The 20,136-nt window shown below is 67.2% G+C and carries 9 protein-coding genes and 1 pseudogene; 1 reads left to right on the forward strand and 9 read right to left on the reverse strand.

The annotated features are described in order from the left end of the window. Positions 1-2 precede the first annotated feature (2 nt). The 4 genes from VJV41_RS05490 to VJV41_RS05505 are packed head-to-tail and all read right to left on the reverse strand — an operon-like array spanning position 3 to position 3,908. A complete protein-coding gene (locus VJV41_RS05490; protein ID WP_414684886.1) occupies positions 3-653 on the reverse strand; it encodes a methyltransferase family protein in 651 nt (216 codons plus the stop codon). Positions 654-692: 39 nt separating this feature from the next. Continuing rightward, positions 693-2,315: an ABC transporter gene (locus tag VJV41_RS05495; protein WP_325331922.1), complete on the reverse strand. Its 1,623-nt coding sequence runs from the start codon at positions 2,313-2,315 to the stop codon at positions 693-695. Then, on the reverse strand, positions 2,315-3,253 hold the full coding sequence (locus VJV41_RS05500) for an ABC transporter ATP-binding protein (protein ID WP_325331924.1): 939 nt from the start codon (positions 3,251-3,253) through the stop codon (positions 2,315-2,317). The genes VJV41_RS05495 and VJV41_RS05500 overlap by 1 nt, the downstream gene beginning before the upstream one ends. Continuing rightward, positions 3,216-3,908: a TetR/AcrR family transcriptional regulator gene (locus tag VJV41_RS05505; protein ID WP_325331926.1), complete on the reverse strand. Its 693-nt coding sequence runs from the start codon at positions 3,906-3,908 to the stop codon at positions 3,216-3,218. The genes VJV41_RS05500 and VJV41_RS05505 overlap by 38 nt, the downstream gene beginning before the upstream one ends. A gap of 207 nt (positions 3,909-4,115) precedes the next feature. Between VJV41_RS05505 and VJV41_RS05510 the strand changes: the two genes are divergently transcribed. Beyond that, a complete protein-coding gene (locus tag VJV41_RS05510; protein WP_325331928.1) occupies positions 4,116-5,333 on the forward strand; it encodes an acyl-CoA dehydrogenase family protein in 1,218 nt (405 codons plus the stop codon). 81 nt (positions 5,334-5,414) lie between these two features. On the opposite strand, the gene VJV41_RS05515 is transcribed toward VJV41_RS05510, so the two are convergent. From VJV41_RS05515 to VJV41_RS05535, 5 genes and pseudogenes are all read right to left on the reverse strand, one after another. Then, the gene (locus VJV41_RS05515; RefSeq protein WP_325331930.1) at positions 5,415-7,898 is read right to left on the reverse strand and encodes an FtsX-like permease family protein; all 2,484 of its coding nucleotides are present in this window, start codon (positions 7,896-7,898) and stop codon (positions 5,415-5,417) included. Continuing rightward, positions 7,895-8,587: an ABC transporter ATP-binding protein gene (locus VJV41_RS05520; protein WP_414684887.1), complete on the reverse strand. Its 693-nt coding sequence runs from the start codon at positions 8,585-8,587 to the stop codon at positions 7,895-7,897. Before VJV41_RS05520 ends, VJV41_RS05515 begins: the two co-directional genes overlap by 4 nt. 5 nt (positions 8,588-8,592) lie before the next feature. Beyond that, positions 8,593-19,473 carry an SDR family NAD(P)-dependent oxidoreductase gene (locus VJV41_RS05525; RefSeq protein WP_325331934.1) on the reverse strand — a complete coding sequence of 3,627 codons (10,881 nt, stop codon included), beginning with the start codon at positions 19,471-19,473 and terminating at the stop codon, positions 8,593-8,595. Beyond that, positions 19,463-19,804, reverse strand: a complete 342-nt coding sequence (locus VJV41_RS05530; protein WP_325331937.1) for an SCP2 sterol-binding domain-containing protein — start codon at positions 19,802-19,804, stop codon at positions 19,463-19,465. Before VJV41_RS05530 ends, VJV41_RS05525 begins: the two co-directional genes overlap by 11 nt. Positions 19,805-19,832: 28 nt before the next feature. Beyond that, a pseudogene (locus tag VJV41_RS05535) lies at positions 19,833-20,136 on the reverse strand (Rieske (2Fe-2S) protein); the annotation flags it as partial.

The raw sequence follows: 20,136 nt of genomic DNA on the forward strand, positions 1-20,136 counted from the left end.
CATCACCACACGTAGGGCACCAGCCGGTAATGCACTCGCTGTGCGTAATCGCAGTAGCCGGCGAGTTCTTGTGTCAGCACCTTCTCCTCGTCGAGGATCCTCACGGCGAGCACGGCGAGGCCCGGGACCACGAACAGCAGTGCCCAATACGAACCCAGCGCCAGCGGGATGCCGATCATCAGCACCACGTTTCCGAAGTACATCGGGTGACGCACGACCGCGTAGAGACCCGTCGACACCAACTCCTGCCCGGCCTCGACGGTGATGTTGGCCGACGCATAGCCGTTCTGGATCGTGGTGAGCATCGCGATACCGAGCCCTACCGCCACCAGCACATCACCGGCGATGGAGATCGCAGCGGGCACCGAGGACCAGCCGAAGCGAAAGTCCAACGCGCTCACCACAATTGTCGTACCCATCGACAGGAACGCCACCGAGATGATGAACTTCTGCAAGGGCCTCGTCTCGGCCGCCGGACCAGCCTGCATGCGGCGCTTGAGAGCCGCCGGGTTCTTAACCGCAAGATATATGCTCGGGATCGTGGTGGCCGCGGCGAACACCGCGATGAACGCCCATCCCCGCCAGTAGTCGAAGGTGCCGGCCGGCCAGAACACCAACAGCCCGAACGCCGCTAGGCCAACGAGCGCGGACATCGCCGATTGAAGTGCGATCTTCATATGTCCACTCCTTGTCTAGATTGCGTCGCGTCGGCGGTAGATCCACCCGGCAAGCAGTGCCAGTGCCGCAGCGGCGAGCACCATCACGACGAGCGCCGTGACGGGCACACTTGACGGCACCGTGGTCCGCCCGACCGGCGACAGGTCAATCAACCACCGGGGTAATCGCAAGAGCGCCCCGAGATATAGCGACACGACGACGAAAGTTACTGCGAGCCAACCGATCCACGTCCGCCGCAGTGCGACGGCCAGCGCGGCGATACCGGCCATGACCGCCATGGCAGGCACGTAGGCCAGGCCCGCCAGCGTCAGACGCGCGACTGTGTCCGGCTCGCCGAGCGTGATGCCCGCACCGAGCCCGTTTCCGAGGCCCGCACAGAACATCAGCACGACCGAGCCCACCAGTGCCGACGCCACTGCCGTTCCTAGCCACCACCAGCGTGACACCGCGCCGGCCAGTACCGGCTCGCCCAGTCCTGACTCCTCGTCGCTGAACACCCGCATCACCGCGCCGACGACGTAGGCGGTGGCTGCCACCGCGAGGAACTGCGTCATCGTGGTGTACACACCGTCGTTGCCCTGTGCCGCAAGTACCCGTGCAAGCAGGGGATTGTCCTTCGCCGCGTCCAGCAACGACTTCGTCATCGAACCGAAAGCCAAGCCCGCCAGGAACAACCCGACGCTCCAGCCGATCGTCTGGCCGCGCTGCAGCGTCAGGTGCAGGCCCATGACGTTGTGGATCGGATGCGCGTTCGGGCGCTCACCGCTCGACGGGATGGTGCCGTCGTCGTACTGGCGCCGGCTTTCCAGGACTGCGGCCAGCGCCATCAGCCCGACGGCCACCGCCACCAGCAGGGCGAACGGCCACCACCGCAAATCGACGAATGCGCGCATCTGCTGAGCCCACGCGATGGGGGAGAACCAGCTCAGCGCACTGCCGGAATTGTCGATGACGTCGCCGATTCCGCGGATCAGCGCGGCAAGCGCGAGCGCACCCATCGCCGCTCCCGTCGCGGCCCTGGCCTGCCGCCACAGCTGGGCGGTCACGGCGGCGACTGCACCGAACACCATGGCAACGCCGGTGATGCCAAGGCACATCGCCGCGGTGTCGACGACGGCGAATCCTGTCGAGGCCATCGCCAGTGTCATCGTGACCGCGAGAATCGCATTGACCCCACCGACGATGATCAGCGCGGCATAGGTGCGGGCATACCGGCCCACCACCGACGACAACACCAATTCCGCTGCGCCGCTTTCTTCCTCGGCACGCGTGTGGCGGATGACGGTGAGAATCGAAAGGATCGATGTCGCGACGATCAGCGTGAGCATCAGCTCGTTTGCCATCATCACGCCGAGGTCTGTCTCACGCACGCCGAAAGACGGTCCGCCCAAGATGATTCCGGCCGGCGTCTTCAGCAGGTTCACCCTGGCCTGGCGTTGGGGCTCTTCTGGGTAGGCCAGCTTGATCGCGTTCGGCGCGTACACCATCATCAGCGTGAGGATGGCGATCCATACGGACAGCCGGACGCGATCTCGCCGCAGCGCCAGCCTGATCAGGCTCCCGACGCCCGTCCACGGCGAGCCGGCGGGTGCGGCTTCGTGCCGACCGGCTTGGTGCGGCACGGTCGTGGTGGACATCAGTTCACCCCTTGATATTCGCGGAGGAACAGGTCTTCCAGCGACGCCGGAGTCACGGTGAGCTCCTCGATGCCCAGATCGGTGAGGTGCTCCATGGTGAAGTCCAGATCGTTGCGGTCCACCGAGAACCGGACATAGCCGTCCTCGCTGGAGAAGTCGTGGACATACGGCAGCTGGTCCAGTGTCTGGCTGTCTTCGCGAGTCCGGACGGAGACTGTGGTGCGCATCAAGTGACGCAGCTCGTCGAGCGTGCCGGACTTCACGGCTCGGCCGGAGCGGATGATTGTGACCTTGTCGCAGAGCTTCTCCACCTCGGCAAGGATGTGGCTGGATAACAGCACCGCCGCGCCGCTGCCGGCGACCTCCTCGACACAAATCTGAAATGCCTTCTCCATCAACGGGTCCAGTCCAGATGTCGGCTCGTCGAGGATGTAGAGCTCGGCGTTGGTCGAAAACGCGGCGACGATGGCCACCTTCTGCCGGTTTCCCTTCGAGTATGTGCGGGCCTTCTTGTGCGGGTCGAGTTCGAACCGCTCGATCAGCTCGTCGCGGCGACGCGTGTCGACGCCGTTGCCGCGCAGCCGGGCCAAGAAGTCGATGGCCTGCAGGCCGGTGAGATTCGGCCACAACGTCACATCGCCGGGCACGTAAGCGATGCGGCGATGCAATTGCACCGCATCGCGCCACGGATCACCGCCGAGCAGTCGTGCCGTTCCGCCGTCGGCGTGCAGCAGCCCGAGAAGCACGCGGATGGTCGTGGACTTGCCCGCGCCGTTCGGGCCGAGGAAGCCGGTGATGTCACCCGGCGCTACAGTCAGGTCGAGGCCGTCGAGTGCCTTGGTTCGCCCGAAAGACTTGGACAGGCCCCGGATTTCGACAGCGAGCTGCGACTGTGTGGTGTTAGCCCGCTGCAGGTACCCGTTTGTTTGAGCCGTCATCGCCCTCTCCTTCTCCTGTTAAGGGAATGCCCTTTTCACGTGCTTCGAGGAATGCTTCGTACATGGTGGAGTCCGTAAGCAGGCCCTCGGTGTACAGCTCAAGGGCGGGCAGCACCATCTGTTCGCCGTAATCGCGGAGCACGGCGCGGAGATCGGTTGGAGTGTCGTGCATTTGGATGAACAGGAAGAATCCGCCACCGCCGGTCAGGCCCAGGAACTTGGCGCGAGCGCGCGGATCGCGGCTGGGCTTGAGCAGGCCGTTTTGCACACCCTCTTCGAGGTACTCCTCGGCGTTGTCAATCATCCTCTGCCACAGCATCTTCGCCAGGTCGCTGCCGGACTGCATGCTGCGCACCAGGTAGGCCATCATCGGGGCATACGACTCGATCTCGGCCATCTGCGCGAACCATTCGGCGGGGTCTTTGGTCTGCATCGACGCCGATTTGCCGGTGCGGATCTCCTCGGCGATGCAGTCGTCGCAGGCCTTGCGCAGCCCTCCTTTGGAACCGAAGTGGTGGATCACCAACGCGGCGCTGACGCCTGCGGATTCAGCGATGCTCCGCAGCCCGACGTTGAACCCGTGCTGGCCCCATTGGTCGATCGCGGCATCGCGAATGCGGGCGATGGCCGTTCGATCATCTGGTGCTGAACGCATGTTTAGTACACTAAACACCCGTTTAGCGCGTAGTCAAGGACCCGTGCCGTCAGGAATCCGTAAAGATCGCGAAGTTCATTTGAGTGAACGGTTGTACCTGTTTTGTGTTGGAGTTAACAGCACAGATTCAGGCGGAAGGACTTCCATTTCTGCATTGTGCGCGTACAGTTGTTTACCGATTTACAATTTGTGAAAAGAGGGCTCAGCATGGAAGCCGGTTTCTCGTTGGAACTGCCGGAAGAGGTCGTGCACGTCCGCGACTGGGTGCACGAATTCGCCTCCGAAGTGATCCGGCCGGCCGCGGCGGAGTGGGACGAGCGCGAAGAGACACCATGGCCGATCATCGCCGAGGCCGCCAAGGTCGGGCTGTACACGCCTGAGCTCTTCGCGCAGATGGCCGCGGAGTCCAGCGGCATCGGCATACTCACCGTGTTCGAGGAGATGTTCTGGGGCGACGCCGGCATCGCGCTCTCCATTCTCGGCACTGGTCTGGCCGCGGCCGCACTCGCCGCCAGCGGCACGCCGGACCAGATCGGTGAATTCCTGCCCGAAATGTTCGGTAGCCCAGGCGATCCGCAGCTCGCGGCGTTCTGTTCGTCGGAACCCGGGGCGGGCTCAGACGTCGGCGCCGTGCGCACTCGGGCGCGCTATGACGAAGCCGCCGATGAGTGGGTGCTCAACGGCACCAAGACATGGGCGACCAACGGTGGTATCGCCAACGTGCACATCGTCGTGGCATCGGTCTATCCGGATCTGGGCGCGCGAGGTCAGGCCACGTTCATCGTCCCGTCGGGCACCAAAGGCCTCTCGCAAGGACAGAAGTTCAAGAAGCATGGAATCAGGGCCTCGCATACCGCCGAGGTCGTTCTCGACGATGTACGGCTGCCCGGCCACCTCATCCTCGGCGGCCGTGAGCGTTTCGAACAGCGGGTCGCGAAAACCCGTGAGGGGCACCGCACGTCGGGCCAGGCGGCGATGATGACGTTCGAGCGCACGCGCCCGGTGGTTGGCGCTATGGCACTCGGGGTTGCGCGTGCGGCCTACGAGTATGCCCTCGAATACGCCTGTCAGCGAGAGCAATTCGGCCGCAAGATCGGTGAATTTCAGGCGATCGCGTTCAAGCTCGCCGACATGAAGAGCCGTATCGACGCATCACGTCTGCTGGTGTGGCGGGCCGGGTGGATGCAGCGCAACAACAAGCCGTTCACCTCCGCCGAGGGCTCGATGGCCAAGCTCTACGCCAGTGAGACGGCGGTGTACGTCACCGACGAAGCGATCCAGATCCTTGGCGGAAACGGCTACACCCGCGACTACCCGGTCGAGCGCATGCACCGCGACGCCAAGATCTTCACGATCTTCGAAGGCACCAGCGAGATTCAGCGCCTCGTCATGGCAAGGGCCTTGACCGGCCTGGCGATTCGGTAACGACCCCCCTCGCGAGCAGTCGCAAAATGCCCCGACACGCCGGGAAAAAGGAGCACTTTGCGGCCGCTCGCGAGGGGAGGCTCAGTCCACGGCAACTGCTTCGACGATGTTGAGTCGGGCCGCGCGCACCGCGGGCGGAATCGATCCGAGCAGGGTCACCGCGAACGCCACCACCGCGAACGCGAGGGCTAGCACGCTCGGCGCGTAGGCCACGTCGATGCTGAGAACCCGGGTGAGCGCCGTCGTGCTGAGGTACTGGTTCGCCGATCCCAGCGCCACGCCGAGCACCGCGCCGGCCACGCCCACCCCTGCCGCTTCGGCCAGCACCGTCCGCAGCGCGAACCGACGCGACGAGCCCATCGCGCGCAGCACGCCCAACTCGCGCCGTCGCTCGAGCACCGACAACATCAACGTATTGAGCAGTGCCACGCTGGCGACGCCCACGACGATCCAGGCCAACACCGTGATGAGAGCGGTACCCTGCGCCATCGATGCCCCCACTGCGCGCGCCGCCTCGCTGCCGGGATACACATAGACGTCGGGTGGGACCGCGGCGCGGATCGCGTCCTCGACCGCCGTCACGTCTGCGTTCGCGGCGACGTCAACCGCCAGGATCGTCGATCCCGGCCGGTCGAACCACTCCCGCATCTGCGGCAGTCCAATCGACACCACGCCGCCGAGCAACGAGAAGAACGGGGCGACCTGCAGTACCCGGACCCGCCGCGCGCCAGTCGGTGTCGAAAGCACCAACTCGTCGCCCACTCGCAAGCCGTTGGCGCGGGCGATGTCTCGCGACACCACCACCCCATTGCCGGCCAGCAATTGGCGCCGCACATCGTCGCTCATGGCCGCTATCGGTGGCGCCACCGACCCTGGTGAAAGCCCCTGGATGAGGACACGCGTTCCGCCCAGCGTCGCATACGCCACCTGGCCCTCGACGACGCGGCTCACCCCGGGAATCGCCGCGATGGTCGCCTCCGAGCCCTTCGGTAACAGCGGCGCCGTGGGGAAGACTCCTGGCCCGGCGGAGCTGACGAAGAGGGCGACGTCGCCGAGTGAAGCGAAGCTGGCGTTCGTCGAGTCGATGGCGTTGTCGTTGGAACCCGTGCTCTGCACGGTGATCGCCACGGCGACAAAGACCGTCATCACCGTCGCCCAGACCCGCCGCGGCGCCCGCTCGATCGTGGCCGCCGCGAGAGCGCCCGGCGCGCCGAACCATCGGGCGACCGCCGCCGCGGCGGCAACGAGTTGGCTCGCGAAGGCGAAGCACAGCCCAAGCTCGCCGAGTGAGACCAACCCGATCGCCAGGACGGACGCCCGCCCCAGATCCTGCGAGGCGATCACGACCGCCGCCACGACCAGCCCTGTCCCGACGAGCCCTGCGGCCATCCGGACCGGCATGCCGACCGCGTCGGCCGCGGAGGCGCCCACCGGCGCGAGTGCCTCTACGGGCTGCACCTTGTAGACCTGGCGCGCGGCCAGCGCTGCGGCTCCCACGCTCACCACGACGCACGCCGTCACGCTGACCGGGATCGCGAACGGGGGCAGGATGTACTCGGTACGTGACTCGAAGCCCTGCAGCAACGCGGCCGGAAGGTTGCCGATGGCCCGTCGGCCGATCACCACCCCGAGCGTGGCGCCGATCAGGCCGGCCACCAACCCGATCAGGGCCGCCTCGATCAGCAGGTCGTGCACGATCTGACGGCGGTTGGCTCCGATCGCCCGCAGCATCGAGATCGTCGGGCGACGTTGGGTGATGCCCATGGTCATCGCGTTGAAGATCAGGAACCCCGCCACGACCAGGGCGCTGGACGCCGCCGCCAGCATCAACGTGCGCAGAATCGCTATCGCCCCACCAGATTTCGCCGATCGGAACGACGGCTCTGCGACGACGGCTCGGCCGTCGACCACCTTGGTCACCTCGGACTCGACGGTGGCGACGTCGGCGCCCGGGGCGGTGATCACCAGAATCGAGTCGATCATGCCGGGACGATCGGTCAGCCGTTGAATCAGGGGGAGCGGGCCGACGATGAAGTTCGCCGCGTTGACACGTTCGGCGTCGCGGCCGGCGAGTACCGCGGCCACGGTGACGGTGCCATTGCCCAGACCCACTCGCTCGCCGTCGGCGTAGCCGGTACCGGACCCGACCGCGACGCGACCGGGCTGCGTGACCAGCGGGCCGATCTGATCCTGGACGGCACGCTGAAGGTCGCTCAACATCGCACGCACGCCGTCGTCCACGCCGAGCAGAACCATGCGATTCGTCGGGGTGCCAGTCGCCATGCGGATCATCGGGACCGTCGCCTGGACGCCGGGTACCTTCGCGACGGCGTTGCGTAGTGACTCGTCGAAACCCGTATCGGTTACGCCCGATACCTCCAGATTGGCATTGCCGCCGATGCCGGACACCAGCCGGTCCGACGAACCAGTGACCGAACCGGCGATGCCGAAGACGGCGACCAACAACGTCGCCGACACCGCGACCACCACGAAGGACAGCGCCGCCCTTCCGGGATGGGTTCGCAGTTCGCGCAGATTGAATGCGTGTATGCGGTCGACGATCACGACGACTCGTCGACCGAGGGGAGGTCGGAGTTGATGCGTCCGTCGGCCAGCGTGATCACCCGGTCGGTCGAGCTGGCGGCCTCGAGGTTGTGCGTGACCATGACGACGGATCTGTCGCGTTCGTGGGCGATGTCGGTGAGCAACGCCATGATGGCCGCACCGGTCTTGCTGTCGAGGTTGCCGGTGGGCTCATCGGCCAGCACCAGCGGCGGGTCCATCATCAGTGCCCGCGCTACCGCGACGCGTTGCATCTGGCCACCTGAGAGCTCCGACGGACGGTGGTCGGCCCGGTCGGCCAACCCGACCAACGCCAGCAGTTCCAGTGCGCGGCTCTTGGCCTTCGCCATTCTCGTTCCGTCGAGTAACTTCGGCACCGCGACGTTCTCCCATGCGGCCATCGTGGGCAGAAGGTTGAAGAACTGGAACACGAAACCCACGCTTTGCCTTCGGAAGTCGGACTGCTCGTCGTCATCTAGCGCTCCGATCTCCCTGCCCTGGAAGCGAATCGAGCCCGAGTCGGGCCGGTCGAGCGCGCCGAGCAGGTGCAGCAGCGTGCTCTTCCCGGCCCCCGACGGTCCGACCACCGACGCGAACTCGCCGCCTTCGAGCACGAGCGAAACACCGTCCAGTGCACGCACCTGCTGGCCGCCGATCCGATAACCCTTCGTGACGTCGACCAGCTCCAGCATCGGGGTCATGCGACCGAGTCCGCCGGGTCGGTGGGCGCGGGTTCGTCGTCGGGTGTCTGAGCGGCAAGGTGGTCGGCGAGCTGCCCTATGGACGGGTAGTCGAAAACCGCAGTGGCGCTGATGGTGAACGCGCTGCCGAACTGACTGAGCAGCCGGTTGCGGAGCTCCACTGCCATCAACGAATCCATGCCCAGTTCCAAGAACCGGCTGGCCGCCACTGGCTGCTGAGCAAGGCCGAGCACCTGTTGCAACTCGCGCTGCAGGTGCTCGGTGATGAATCCGCCACGCTGCGCCTCGGGGATGTCGTGCAGCTTCGCGAGCAGCGCACTGTGGCCGGGCGAGGTCGCCGCGGCGGTGGGCAGCACGATGTCGAGGATGGGGGGACGGATGCCGCCGAGCAGTTTCGCGGCGCGTCGCCAGTTGGCCTTCAACACGGTCGCCTGTCGGATGCCCTGTGCGACGATCTCCCCGAGTGCATTGAGCGAGGTTCCCGGATCGAGCGGAATCAGCCCGCGTGCACCGAGATTCGCACGTGCCGCTTCCGAACTCGCCATGCCGCCTTGGGCCCACGGACCCCAGTTGACGCTTGTGGCCGGTAGTCCCCGTGATGAGCGGTAAAACGCCAACCCGTCGAGCATCGCGTTCGCCGCGGCGTAGTTGGCCTGACCGGGCGACCCGAGCACGCTCGTCCCCGATGAGTACAGTACGAAGAATTCCAGCGGGTCGTCGGCCGTCAACCGGTGTAGATGCCACGCGCCGAACGCCTTCGGGGCCAATGTCTTACGAAAGCGTTCCAGGTTCTGCTGAGGCAGCAGCGCATCGTCGATGACGCCTGCGAGATGGGCAACGCCACCGAGCGGCGGGAGTTCGGACCGAATCCACCGCAGCAGTGTGGAGACTTGTGCCTCATCCCCCAAGTCGGTGGCGACGGTGTGGATCCTGCAGTGGTAGCGGTCGGACAATTCGGCGATCGCCCGCGCGGTGTCGTCGTCCGGCGCCCGTCTGCTGGTCAGGACGATGTCATTCGCGCCCATCTGTGCCAGGTAGCCCGCCGTGTGCAGCCCCAGCGCACCAAGTCCTCCGGTGATCAGGTAGCTGCGATCAGCTCTGGGCTGCAACGGTTCTGGAACGGTCATCACGATCTTGCCGACGTGCCGGGCCTGCTGCATGCGCCGGAAGGCCGACTTTGCGTCGGCCATCGGATAGATCTCCAGGGGCGGCGGAAGGATCTCGCCGCTGGTAAGACCGGCCGACAATTCCTCGGCCAACGGCTTGAACAAGTCGGGATGCTCCAACATCATCAGGTCGTACGCGAAGACCTCGTAGGAAAGGTCGGGACGCACCTGCGCCATCCGCTCCGGGGACCAGATGTCGCGCTTGGCGATCTCGATGAAGCGGCCGTGCCGCGCCGTCGCTCGCACCGTCGCCTCGATGAAACCCTCGTTGGTCAGGCTGTTCAGCACCACGTCGACGCCCTCGCCGTCGGTGTCGGCGAGGATCTGGTCGGCGAAATCGGTGCTGCGCGAGTCGTATACGTACTTCACGCCCATGGCACGCAGTGTCGCGCGCTTGTACGTGCTCGCCGTGGCGAACACGGTGGCGCCGCGCTGCTGCGCCAGCTGTACCGCCGAGATGCCGACGCCACCGGTGGCCGCGTGAACCAGCACCCTGTCGCCCGGCTTCAACTCCGCAAACCGGTACGACAGCAGCGACGTCATCACCGCGGTGACGGTGCTCGCGGCCACGGCCGCGCTGACGCCGTCCGGTATCGGGTGGATGAACTGCACCGGAACGTTGACCCGACTGGCCATCGATCCGGGCATGAGACCGAAGACCCGTTGTCCCACAACGAAGTCGGTGACGTCCGGGCTCACCGCCGAGACGACGCCGGCGAAATCACCGCCCACGGGTCCCGGGTCGCCGGGGTAGAGGCCCAACACGTTGAGCACGTCCCGGAAGTTGATACCTGCGGCCTGCACCCTGACCTGGACGTGCCCGGGAGGGGGCGACGGTATCTCGGTGGCCACCAGGCGAAGGTTGTTGATGGCGCCGCGCTCGGTCGGAGCCAGCATGTAATCCGTCCTGCGCGGCACCATGAGATATCCGGTGCGCGCCCACGGCAGAACCCGTGGCACCAGGAATCTGCCTTGTCGCACGGCGACTTCGGACTCGTCACCGGGCGCCCCTAGCAGTCGCAGCAGCGCGGTTGCCCCGTCGGGGGAGTCGTCGACGTCGACCAATCGGCAGCGCACCACCGGCTGCTCGGAGATGATCGTGCGACCCAGCCCCCACAGGGTGGCCTGCGCCGGATCGACCGCTTCGTGCGCCTCGGTGGCCACCGCCCGCTCGGTCACGACCCATAGCCCGCCGGGCAGCGCCGCCCCTTCGAGCACCGGGTGCACGACGGCGAGCAGGTCGGAGAGTTCAGCCTCGAGGCGGCCCTGGAAATCGGAACTCGACTCAGTACTCGAATCCCTCGGCGATGCGGGACCGTTCGCCCGCCATATGATGCCCGACGGCGACATCTGCTCCATCGTCCGGGCGAACTCGTCGACACCCAACGCCTTGTCGAAGCGGATGGCGCCGGGCAACGCAGCGGCCAGGTCGTCGAACCCGGCCACCAGCCACGTGCCGGGCGGCGGCGTTTGGTCCGACGGCGGCGGCGTGGACTCGCGCCAGCCGATGCCGTACAGCACTCGGGTGGCGTCGCTGCCAAGCCCCCGCAGCAAGGCCTCACGCGGCGCACGCTTGACGGTGAATCCGGCCAGCCCGCCGATGGATCGCCCGTCGCGGTCCATGAAGTCCAGGTGGAAGACCGCCGTCTCGCCGTCCAGCGGACCGGGTACCCACCGGGCCCGGCAATAGAACCGGGACGGCATCGGCTCCCGCAGGGTCACGCTCCCGTACTGCAGCGGCAGGAAGAGGTCGACTCCTGCATCGAGGTCTCCTGCTTTGGAATGCACTGCGGCAAGGGCGATTCCGGCACACAGATCGAATAGCACGGGATGAACCGGTTCGGATCCGATCTGGTCAGCCAGGGCACTGCCGACGGTGATGTCACCGACCGCTTCGTGTTCGCCCGCCCACAGCGATTTCAGCGACGTCTGCCACGCGGGTCCCAGTGCGAGCTCGTTGTCGGCGAACACCTCGAACAGCTGCTGCGGACGGAGCCGGACGAGCCCTTCGAGCATCTCTTCGACGGGCTCCTGTGGGGCGGGAGCGTCGCTTGCGCCGACTCCCGACGCGGCGGCGCCCTCCGCGTTCAGTGCCCACTCGGCCTCGCGGTCGCCCCACGGCCTACTGTGCACCTGGAACGTCCAGCCGAGCCCGTCGTCGCGCTGACGCATGGCCAGCTGAACTTCGCGAGAGTCCTTGTCGGCGAGCAGAATCGGTTCGAAGAAGTACACGTCTGTGACTGTCACGGGCGCTCCGACGGCGGCCAGCACCATCGCGCCGTAGGTCGCACCGGGTACCACGACGGTGCCGTAGATGACGTGATCGGCCAACCATGGCTGCGTCTTGACGCTGAACCGACTGGTGTACACCACGTCGCCGGAGGCCAGGTCCTGCGCCGTACCGAGCAAGCCCGAGACGGTGCTGCCGTCATGGCGGATGCCGCCGGTCTTCGGCCAGTACGTGCGGCGTTGGAACGGGTAGGTGGGCAGTTCGAGCCTGCGCCCGGGACGGCGGTGCAACGCCGCGAAGGCGGGCCGGTGCCCCGCGACGTATGCGGCGGCAACGGCCTCGGCGAGCTGCGTGCGGGCGTCGACGCCCTTGCGAAGTGACGCGATCGCCTTCGGAGGCGCCGTGGATTCCGGCCAGCACTGCAGGGCCGCGGCGTTGAGCACGGGCTGTGGGCCGAGTTCCATCAGCACCGCGGTCCCGAGCCCGGCCAGGGTGCGGACGCTCTCGGCGAACTGCACTGGCTGCCGGGCGTGCCGCCGCCAATAGCGGGCGTCGACCCTGTCGGACCCGGTCAGCACCTTGCCGGTGCGGTTGCACACCAACGGCAGTTCGGCGGCCGCGTAGTCGATTCCGGCTGCGTGGGACTCGAATTCGTCGAGCGCGGGCTCGAGCAATTCGGAGTGGAAGGCGTGGCTGGTGTCCAGCCGCGTGCACCGGATTCCCTCTGCCGCACACAGTTCCACCAGTCGCTCCACGTCGGCCGTGGGGCCCGAGAGCACGGTGTTGGTGCCGTTGTAGGCGGCGACCGACACCATGGGGAAGTCGTCGGCGAAATCCTCCACCGTCTCGGCCTCACCGAAGACCGCCACCATCCGGCCGCCCTCCGGCAATGCACCGAACAGTCGCCCGCGATGCGTCACCAGCCGGGCGCCGTCCTCGAGTCCGAATATGCCCGCGACGCAGGCCGCCGCGTACTGGCCGACACTGTGGCCGAGCACCACGTCGGGCGTGACGCCGCGCGACTGCCACAGCCGCGCCAGGCCCATCTCGACGGCGTACAGCGCCGGTTGGGCGTAAGAGGTGTCACGCAGTGTCGCCTCGTCGTGGTCCGGAGAGCCGAGCAGGACGTCGAGCAGCGGACGGGGCAGGAGGGCGTCGACCGCATGTGCACAGGTCGTCACTGTCTCGGCGAACACCGGTTCGGCGTCGAACAGTTCGCGCGCCATGCCGACGTGCTGGCTGCCTTGACCGGTGAACAGCCACGCCGTCGACGGAGGGTCACCGCACTGTCCGCGCAAGAGTCCCGCTGCGTTGCGATTCCCGGCCAGTTCGTTCAGCAGTTCGCGCGTTCGCCCGATGTCATCGACGACCAGCGCGGCGCGGTGCTCGAAGTGCGAACGCCCGGTGCCCGCCGTGAAGCACACGTCCTCGAGTCGGGTTTGGGGACGTGCCGCAAGCCAGTCCCGGAACTCGGCGGCCAGGTCCGACAACGCCTCGCTCGAGCGTGCCGACAGCGGCAGCACCGACACCGGGTCCGGTGTGTCGACCTGAGCGTCGTCGGCACAGACGGGTGACGGCACCGGCGCCTCTTCGACCACCACGTGCGCATTGGTGCCGGAGAAGCCGAACGAGCTGACCCCGGCCCGGCGCGGCCGGCCATTCGTCCGCCAGGGGGTCGTCTCGTCGACCACGCGGACGGGCAGCCGGTCCCACGGAATGTGCGGAGAGGGGTTCTGAAAGTGGAGGTTCCGGGGAAGTTCCTGGTGACCCAGCGCCAGAACCACTTTGATCAGGCCGGTCACGCCGGCCGCCGACTCCAGATGCCCAAGGTTGGTCTTGACCGACCCGATGAGCAGCGGTCGGGCCCGGTCGCGCTCGGCGCCGTACACCGCCGCAGCGGCCTGAACCTCGATCGGATCCCCGAGCGACGTCCCGGTTCCGTGCGCCTCCAGGTAGTCAACGTCGCCGCCCGCGACGCCCGCGCGGGCCAACGCAGCACTGATGACCCGTTGCTGCGCACCACCATTGGGGACAGTCAGTCCACCTGAAGCACCGTCCTGGTTGACTGCGCTCCCGCGGATGACGGCGTGGATCCGGTCGCCGTCGCGCTCGGCATCGCCGAGCCGCTTGAGGACCAGCATGCCGCAGCCCTCGCTGCGTACGTAGCCGTCGGCGGCCGCGTCGAAGGTCTTGCACCGGCCATCGGGGGCCAGCATCCGCGCCCGCGACGTCGCAATGGTGATGATGGGGCTCAACAGGACGTTGACGCCACCCGCCAACGCGAGGTCGCAGTCCCCGGTGTGCAGCGCCTGGCAGGCCTGATGGATGGCTACCAGCGACGAACTGCACGCGGTATCCACTGCCACCGCAGGGCCTTCCAGCCCGAGCGCGAAGGCGACGCGGCCTGCGATCACGCTGATGGCATTGCCCGTGGCGAACTGAGCGGCGATGCTCTCGACCGAATTGGTGGACAGCACATGCGAGTACTCGTTGGCGCCGACGCCGACGTAAACCCCACTCATGCTGCCGCGCAACGCCGCCGGCGACAGCCCCGCGCGTTCCAAGCCCTCCCACGCCGTTTCGAGCACCAGCCGCTGCTGGGGGTCGATCCATACCGCCTCCCGGGGCGAGATGCCGAAGAACTCCGGGTCGAATCCGTCGATGGAGTCCAGGAATCCGCCGTACCGGGTGTATATGCGGCCCGGTGCATCGGGGTCGGGATCGTAGAAGTCGTTGATGTCGTAGCGGTCGTCGGGGATCTCCCGGATCATGTCGGCGCCGCCGGAGAGCAGCGACCAGAACTCGTCGGGATTCGAGGCCCCGGGCACCCGGCAGGCCATCCCGACGATTGCGATGGGCTCGTCCAGCCTGGTCTCGGCGACCGCGCCGGCCTGCGCGGTGCGGGGCGCCTTCTCGGCGCCGAGTGCCAACACGTCGGTGAGCAGGAAGGTGGCCGCTTCGGCCAGCCGCGGATGATCCATGGCCAAGGTCACCGGAAGCGGCCTGCCGCAACCACGTTCGAGTCGGCGATGTAGTTCGACCGCCATCAGCGAGTCCATGCCGAGATCGAAGAACCCGGTGTCGTCGCGGATGTCGCCCGGGTCGATCTTCGTCACCTCCGCCACCGCGTTGCGCACGTACTCGAGCATCAGTGTGGTGCGCTGCTGCGCGGGTGCAGACCGCAGTTCGTCGATCAGCGGCGTGCTTCCGAACGAGGCTGACGCAGCTGGCTGTTCGGGCAGTTCACGCTCGATGCGGCGCAGGAAGCCCTTCTTGCGGTTGATGTGCTGCAACGGCAGGAACCTCGGCCAGTCAAGCCGCGCGACGATGCCGTACGGTGCGCCCGCCGCGAGTAATTCGACCATCCCGGTCAGGGCCTCGTCCGGCGACAGGGTGCGGATGCCGAACGCGTTGAACGCTTCCCGCGAATCCGCGCCCATGCCGTCGGTCCACAGGCCGAATGCCACGGTGACGCCGGGGATCCCGTGCTGGCGTTGCCAATGGCTCAACCCGTCGAGGTATGCGTTCGCGGCGGCGTAGAACATCAGGTCGCGGGTGCTCCACAGCGCGGAGATCGACGACGTGTTCAGGAAGAAGTCCAGCGGCATCCCCGACACCGCCTGGCTCAGCATCAGGCCGCCACGGACCTTCCCGGCGAAGATCCGCTCGACGTCGGCCGGGTCGTGTTCCAGAAGCGACCCGTCGGCATACACACCCGCAGCGTGGACGATGCCGGCCAGCCGGGGCAGCTCGGTCCGAATCCGCTCCAGCAGCCGGTCGATCTCGCCGGCGTCGGAGACGTCGGCGGTGATGACGTGTATCCCGCATCCGTACTGTGCGGTTATCTCGTCGATGCGGCGCAGGGCGGCGTCCGATGGTTCGCTGCGGCTGGTCAGCACCACATGGCGCGCGCCCTGCGTGGCCAGCAGCTCGGCTATCTCCAGGCCGATCACACCGAGGCCGCCGGTCACCAGATACGTGGCATCGTCGCGCAATTCGAGTGGATCGGAGGTCTGCGGAGCCGGCCTGCGCTGCAGCCGCGGGCAATGCACGGCGCTCCCTCGGACGGCGATCTCGTCGTCGGCCATTGATCCGGCGACCACGTGATCGAGCAGTGCAGACCACTCGTCGGTTTCGTTCGTCCCGAGGTCGGCGATGCCGCCCCACAGGTCGGGCAATTCGACGGACGTGGTGTGGCCCAGCCCCCACAGACTCCTTTGCGTCGGAGCTACCGACTCCGCCCCGGTGATCAGCTGGGCGCCGCGGGTGACCATCCATACCCGGGCCTTGGTGCCCGACGCGAGCGTCGCCCGAAACAGCCGCTGCGCACCAGGGAAGACGCGATCCTGGAGGCGCTGCACGCACTCAAGAGGCGACGCGCCGTCCTCGTCCAGCCCGGCCAGGAACAGGATGCGCGGGGCCGGTCCCATCGCGGACAGTCCCCGCAGCCCTGCCTCCAGCCGGGCCTCGTCCTCGTCGGATCGGGGGAGCGCGAGCGTGCGGTGGGGGTATCCGCGCGCGCGCATCGCTTCCGTCAGCTCGCTCACCCCCGCGCCGTCGTCGGTGATGACCAACCAGTCGACGCCGTCCTGGGCGGTGACACCCGCTGGTCGGGAGGGCTCAACCACCTCCCACGCTATCTCGTAGCGGTCATCGGCGATGGTCTGGCTGCTGCGCTGTCGATTATGAAGGGCAGCAACGCCTTTGAGCACGGAGACCGGGTCGGCGCCCGGGGAGAGTTGCGCCGCGAGTTCGTCGAAGCGGCCCTCCTCCAGCAGCCGCACCGTCTCGGTGCGTGGGCCGTCGGCGGATGCCGAGCCGGCATGAGCGTCCTTCCCGTCGTACCAGTACCGCTTGCGCTGGAACGGATAGCTCGGCAACTCGACGGGCCTGCCGCGGCCGCCCTGGACGGCGGCGAAGTCCGGGCGGTGTCCGCAGACGTAGGCCTGAGCCAGCGCCTCACCGAGTTGACGCTGGTCGACCCGGTTGCGGCGCAGCGACGCGATGGGTTGCGGCCGGTGCTCGGCATCGGGCCAGGCGCGCATTGCGGCGGCCGTCAGCACCGGCTGCGGACCGACCTCCAGCAGTACGGTGCACCCGAGCTCGGCCAGTGTGACGACACCCTTGGCGAATTCGACCGGCTGCCTGGCGTGCCTGCGCCAGTAGTCCCCGTTCATCTTCACGTGTCTGGTGGCGACCGCGCCGGTGCGGTTGCACACCAGTGTGCACTGCGGCGCCGAATACGTGAATTGATCGGCGTACGAAGCGAACTCATCGAGCACGGGGTCCAGCAGCGCAGAGTGGAACGCGTGGCTGGTCTCCAGCCAGTCGCACCGCACGTCCTCGGCGCTCAGCTGGGCGACCGCGCGCTCGAGATCCGCACCCGGTCCGGACAACACGGTGTTGGCGCCGTTGTATGCCGCCACCGACAGGCCGGGGAACTCCTCGGTGCACCGCTCCACCCGCTCGGCCGCGGTGAACACGGCGGCCATCCGGCCCCCGGCCGGCAATGTCGCGAACAGCCGGCCGCGTTCGGCGATCAACCGCGCTCCGTCCTCGACGCTCAAAACGCCCGCCACGCAGGCCGCGGAGTACTGCCCGACGCTGTGCCCGATCACGACGTCGGGTTGCAGTCCCCAGGACTGCCACAGCTGGGCCAGGGCGATCTCGAGAGCGAAGAGCGCCGGCTGCGCGTAGGCGGTGTTCCGCAGCGTCTCGTCGTCCGTGGAGTCGAAGACGACGTCGAGCAGTGGCCTGTCGAGAAGGTCGGCGACGGCGTCGGCGCAGCGCATCATGGCGTCACGGAAAACCGGCTCGGTGTCGAACAATTCGCGGGCCATACCGGGGAACTGGCTCCCCTGTCCTCCGAACAGCCACGCGGTCTTCGGCGGATCGCCGCACTCCCCGCGGAAGAGGCCGGGTGCGGGACGGTCCTCGATGATCGCGGTCAGCAGGTCCTTCGCCGACGAGGTCGAGTTCACCACCAGCGCGGCGCGTTGCTCGAAGTGCGACCGGCCCACCCCTGCGGTGCGGCACACGTCGGAGAGCTCTGCTGCAGGATTGTGATCGAGCCAGTCGCGGTACCGCACCGCGAGTTCGGTGAACGCGGCCGGGGTGCGCGCCGATAGCGGAAGTACGTGGTAGCACTCGCCGTCGGAAGGCGGGGCACCAAGCGCCGCAACGTATTCCGGGGCCTCCTCGAGGATGATGTGGGCGTTGGTGCCGGAGAAACCGAAGGAACTGACTCCGGCGACGCGGGGTTTGCCGTTGCGCTCCCACGCCGTGCGCTGCGCGGCAACGCGTACCGGATACCTGTCCCACGGGATGTGCGGCGACGGAGTTTCGAAGTTCAGGTGTCGAGGAATCTCCCCGTGCTCGAGCGACAGGATCACCTTGATCAGGCCCGCAATTCCCGCGGCGGCTTCCAGGTGGCCGATGTTGGTCTTCGCCGACCCGATGAGCAGGGGATGCTCGACGGCGCGGCCCGCGCCGAGCACCTCACCGGCCGCCTGGACCTCGATCGGGTCACCGAGCGAGGTGCCGGTGCCATGCGCCTCGAGGTAGTCGACGTCGGCTGCGGTGACACCGGAACGGTCCAACGCCTCAGCGATGACACGTTGCTGCGCAATGCCGTTGGGGACGGTCAGGCCGCCGGATGCGCCGTCCTGGTTGACCGCACTGCCGCGGATCACCGCGCGGATTACGTCGCCGTCGGCCAGCGCGTCGGCGAGTCGCTTGATGACCACCACGCCGCATCCCTCACCGCGCACGTACCCGTCGGCGGCAGCATCGAACGTCTTGCAGCGGCCGTCGGGGGAGAGCATCCGGGCTCGCGAGAAGTTGATCATCGTGGCGGCGCTGATGATGAGGTTCACCCCGCCTGCGAGCGCCACGTCGCATTCCCCGTGACGCAGCGCTTGGCAGGCCTGGTGCACCGCCACGAGTGATGAACTGCAGGCGGTGTCCACGGCGACCGCCGGGCCCACCAGTCCGAGTCGGTAGCTGATCCGGCCGGTCGCAGTGGCGAACGAGGTGCCGGTGCCCAGGTACGCCTCGATCGCGTCGACGCCCATCCGATTCGTCAGCAGGCACAGGTAGTCCTGCGTCGACATGCCCATGTAGACACCCGTCCGGGTGCCCGCGAGCGCGGACGGCGCTGTGCCAGAGTGCTCGACGGCCTGCCAGGTCGTTTCCAGCAGCAACCTGTGCTGAGGGTCGAGCAATTCGGCTTCCCGGGTGGAGATGCCGAAGAAGTGCGCGTCGAAACCGGAGACGTCGCCGATGAATCCGCCGCGCCGCGTCACCATCTTGCCCATCGCGTCGGGATCCGGGTCGAAGTACTCGTCGATGTTCCAACGGTCGCGGGGAATCTCCGAAATGGCGTCCCGTCCATCCCGTAGCAGGTCCCAGTACTCTGCGGCGTCGCCGGCCCCGGGAACCCGGACGGCGTAACCGACTACGGCGAAGCGCTCATTGGCCATTCTGGGTCACCCTCAGTTCGTCGAGATCCTTCAGCTTCATCGCCCGGCCCCAGTCGCCCTCGACCGTCAACCGGCCCATGAAGAACAGCGCGCGCCGGTCGGCCCGGCCCTCCATCAGGTCGATGAAGTCGCTGGCTTCCATGTAGATGGTGCATTCGGCATCACCGTCGCCGTCGATCACGCGCGGGTGCTCGCCGAGGTCGAGGATGAAGGTGCGCCCCCCGACCCCGTCGAGTACGAACTTGTAGATGCCGCCGAATTCGCGGGCCCTGTCGATATCCTCGTCGATGGCCAAAGCCGCTTCTACCATTAGACTTTCGACGGTCGTCATAGGTGCGTGTCCTTACGTTTCATCGCCGTCAGCCGTCGAGCCGCGCCAGGCCGGCGGTGTCGGGTGTCGGGAACTTGGTGAGTGGCCGGCCGGCTTCGATGGCCGCCAGCTCTCGGGCATAGAGCTTGCGCAACAACACGATTGCGGCGTCGGAGCTGCCGAGTTGATTGAGTGACCGATCCGGGAGGACGCCCTGGCCGAGCAAGACGATGCCGTCCTCGATCAGTACACGGTCGGGCCGGTCCTCGATGTCGTCCCAACGTTCGCGTCCGGTGAGCACCGCCGCCACGATGTCCTCGACGGGCCGTTGGGTGGCAAGGTACTTGCGCGCA

Origin of the sequence: Mycobacterium sp. (assembly GCF_035274705.1) — a bacterium.
Taxonomy (GTDB): Bacteria; Actinomycetota; Actinomycetes; order Mycobacteriales; family Mycobacteriaceae; genus Mycobacterium.

Coding starts and splice junctions, on each gene's coding strand:
- VJV41_RS05490 (WP_414684886.1), bottom strand. CDS start 653: ATGTCCGCGCTCGTTGGCCTAGCGGCGTTCGGGCTGTTGGTGTTCTGG.
- VJV41_RS05495 (WP_325331922.1), bottom strand. CDS start 2,315: ATGTCCACCACGACCGTGCCGCACCAAGCCGGTCGGCACGAAGCCGCA.
- VJV41_RS05500 (WP_325331924.1), bottom strand. CDS start 3,253: ATGACGGCTCAAACAAACGGGTACCTGCAGCGGGCTAACACCACACAG.
- VJV41_RS05505 (WP_325331926.1), bottom strand. CDS start 3,908: ATGCGTTCAGCACCAGATGATCGAACGGCCATCGCCCGCATTCGCGAT.
- VJV41_RS05510 (WP_325331928.1), top strand. CDS start 4,116: ATGGAAGCCGGTTTCTCGTTGGAACTGCCGGAAGAGGTCGTGCACGTC.
- VJV41_RS05520 (WP_414684887.1), bottom strand. CDS start 8,587: ATGCTGGAGCTGGTCGACGTCACGAAGGGTTATCGGATCGGCGGCCAG.
- VJV41_RS05525 (WP_325331934.1), bottom strand. CDS start 19,473: ATGGCCAATGAGCGCTTCGCCGTAGTCGGTTACGCCGTCCGGGTTCCC.
- VJV41_RS05530 (WP_325331937.1), bottom strand. CDS start 19,804: ATGACGACCGTCGAAAGTCTAATGGTAGAAGCGGCTTTGGCCATCGAC.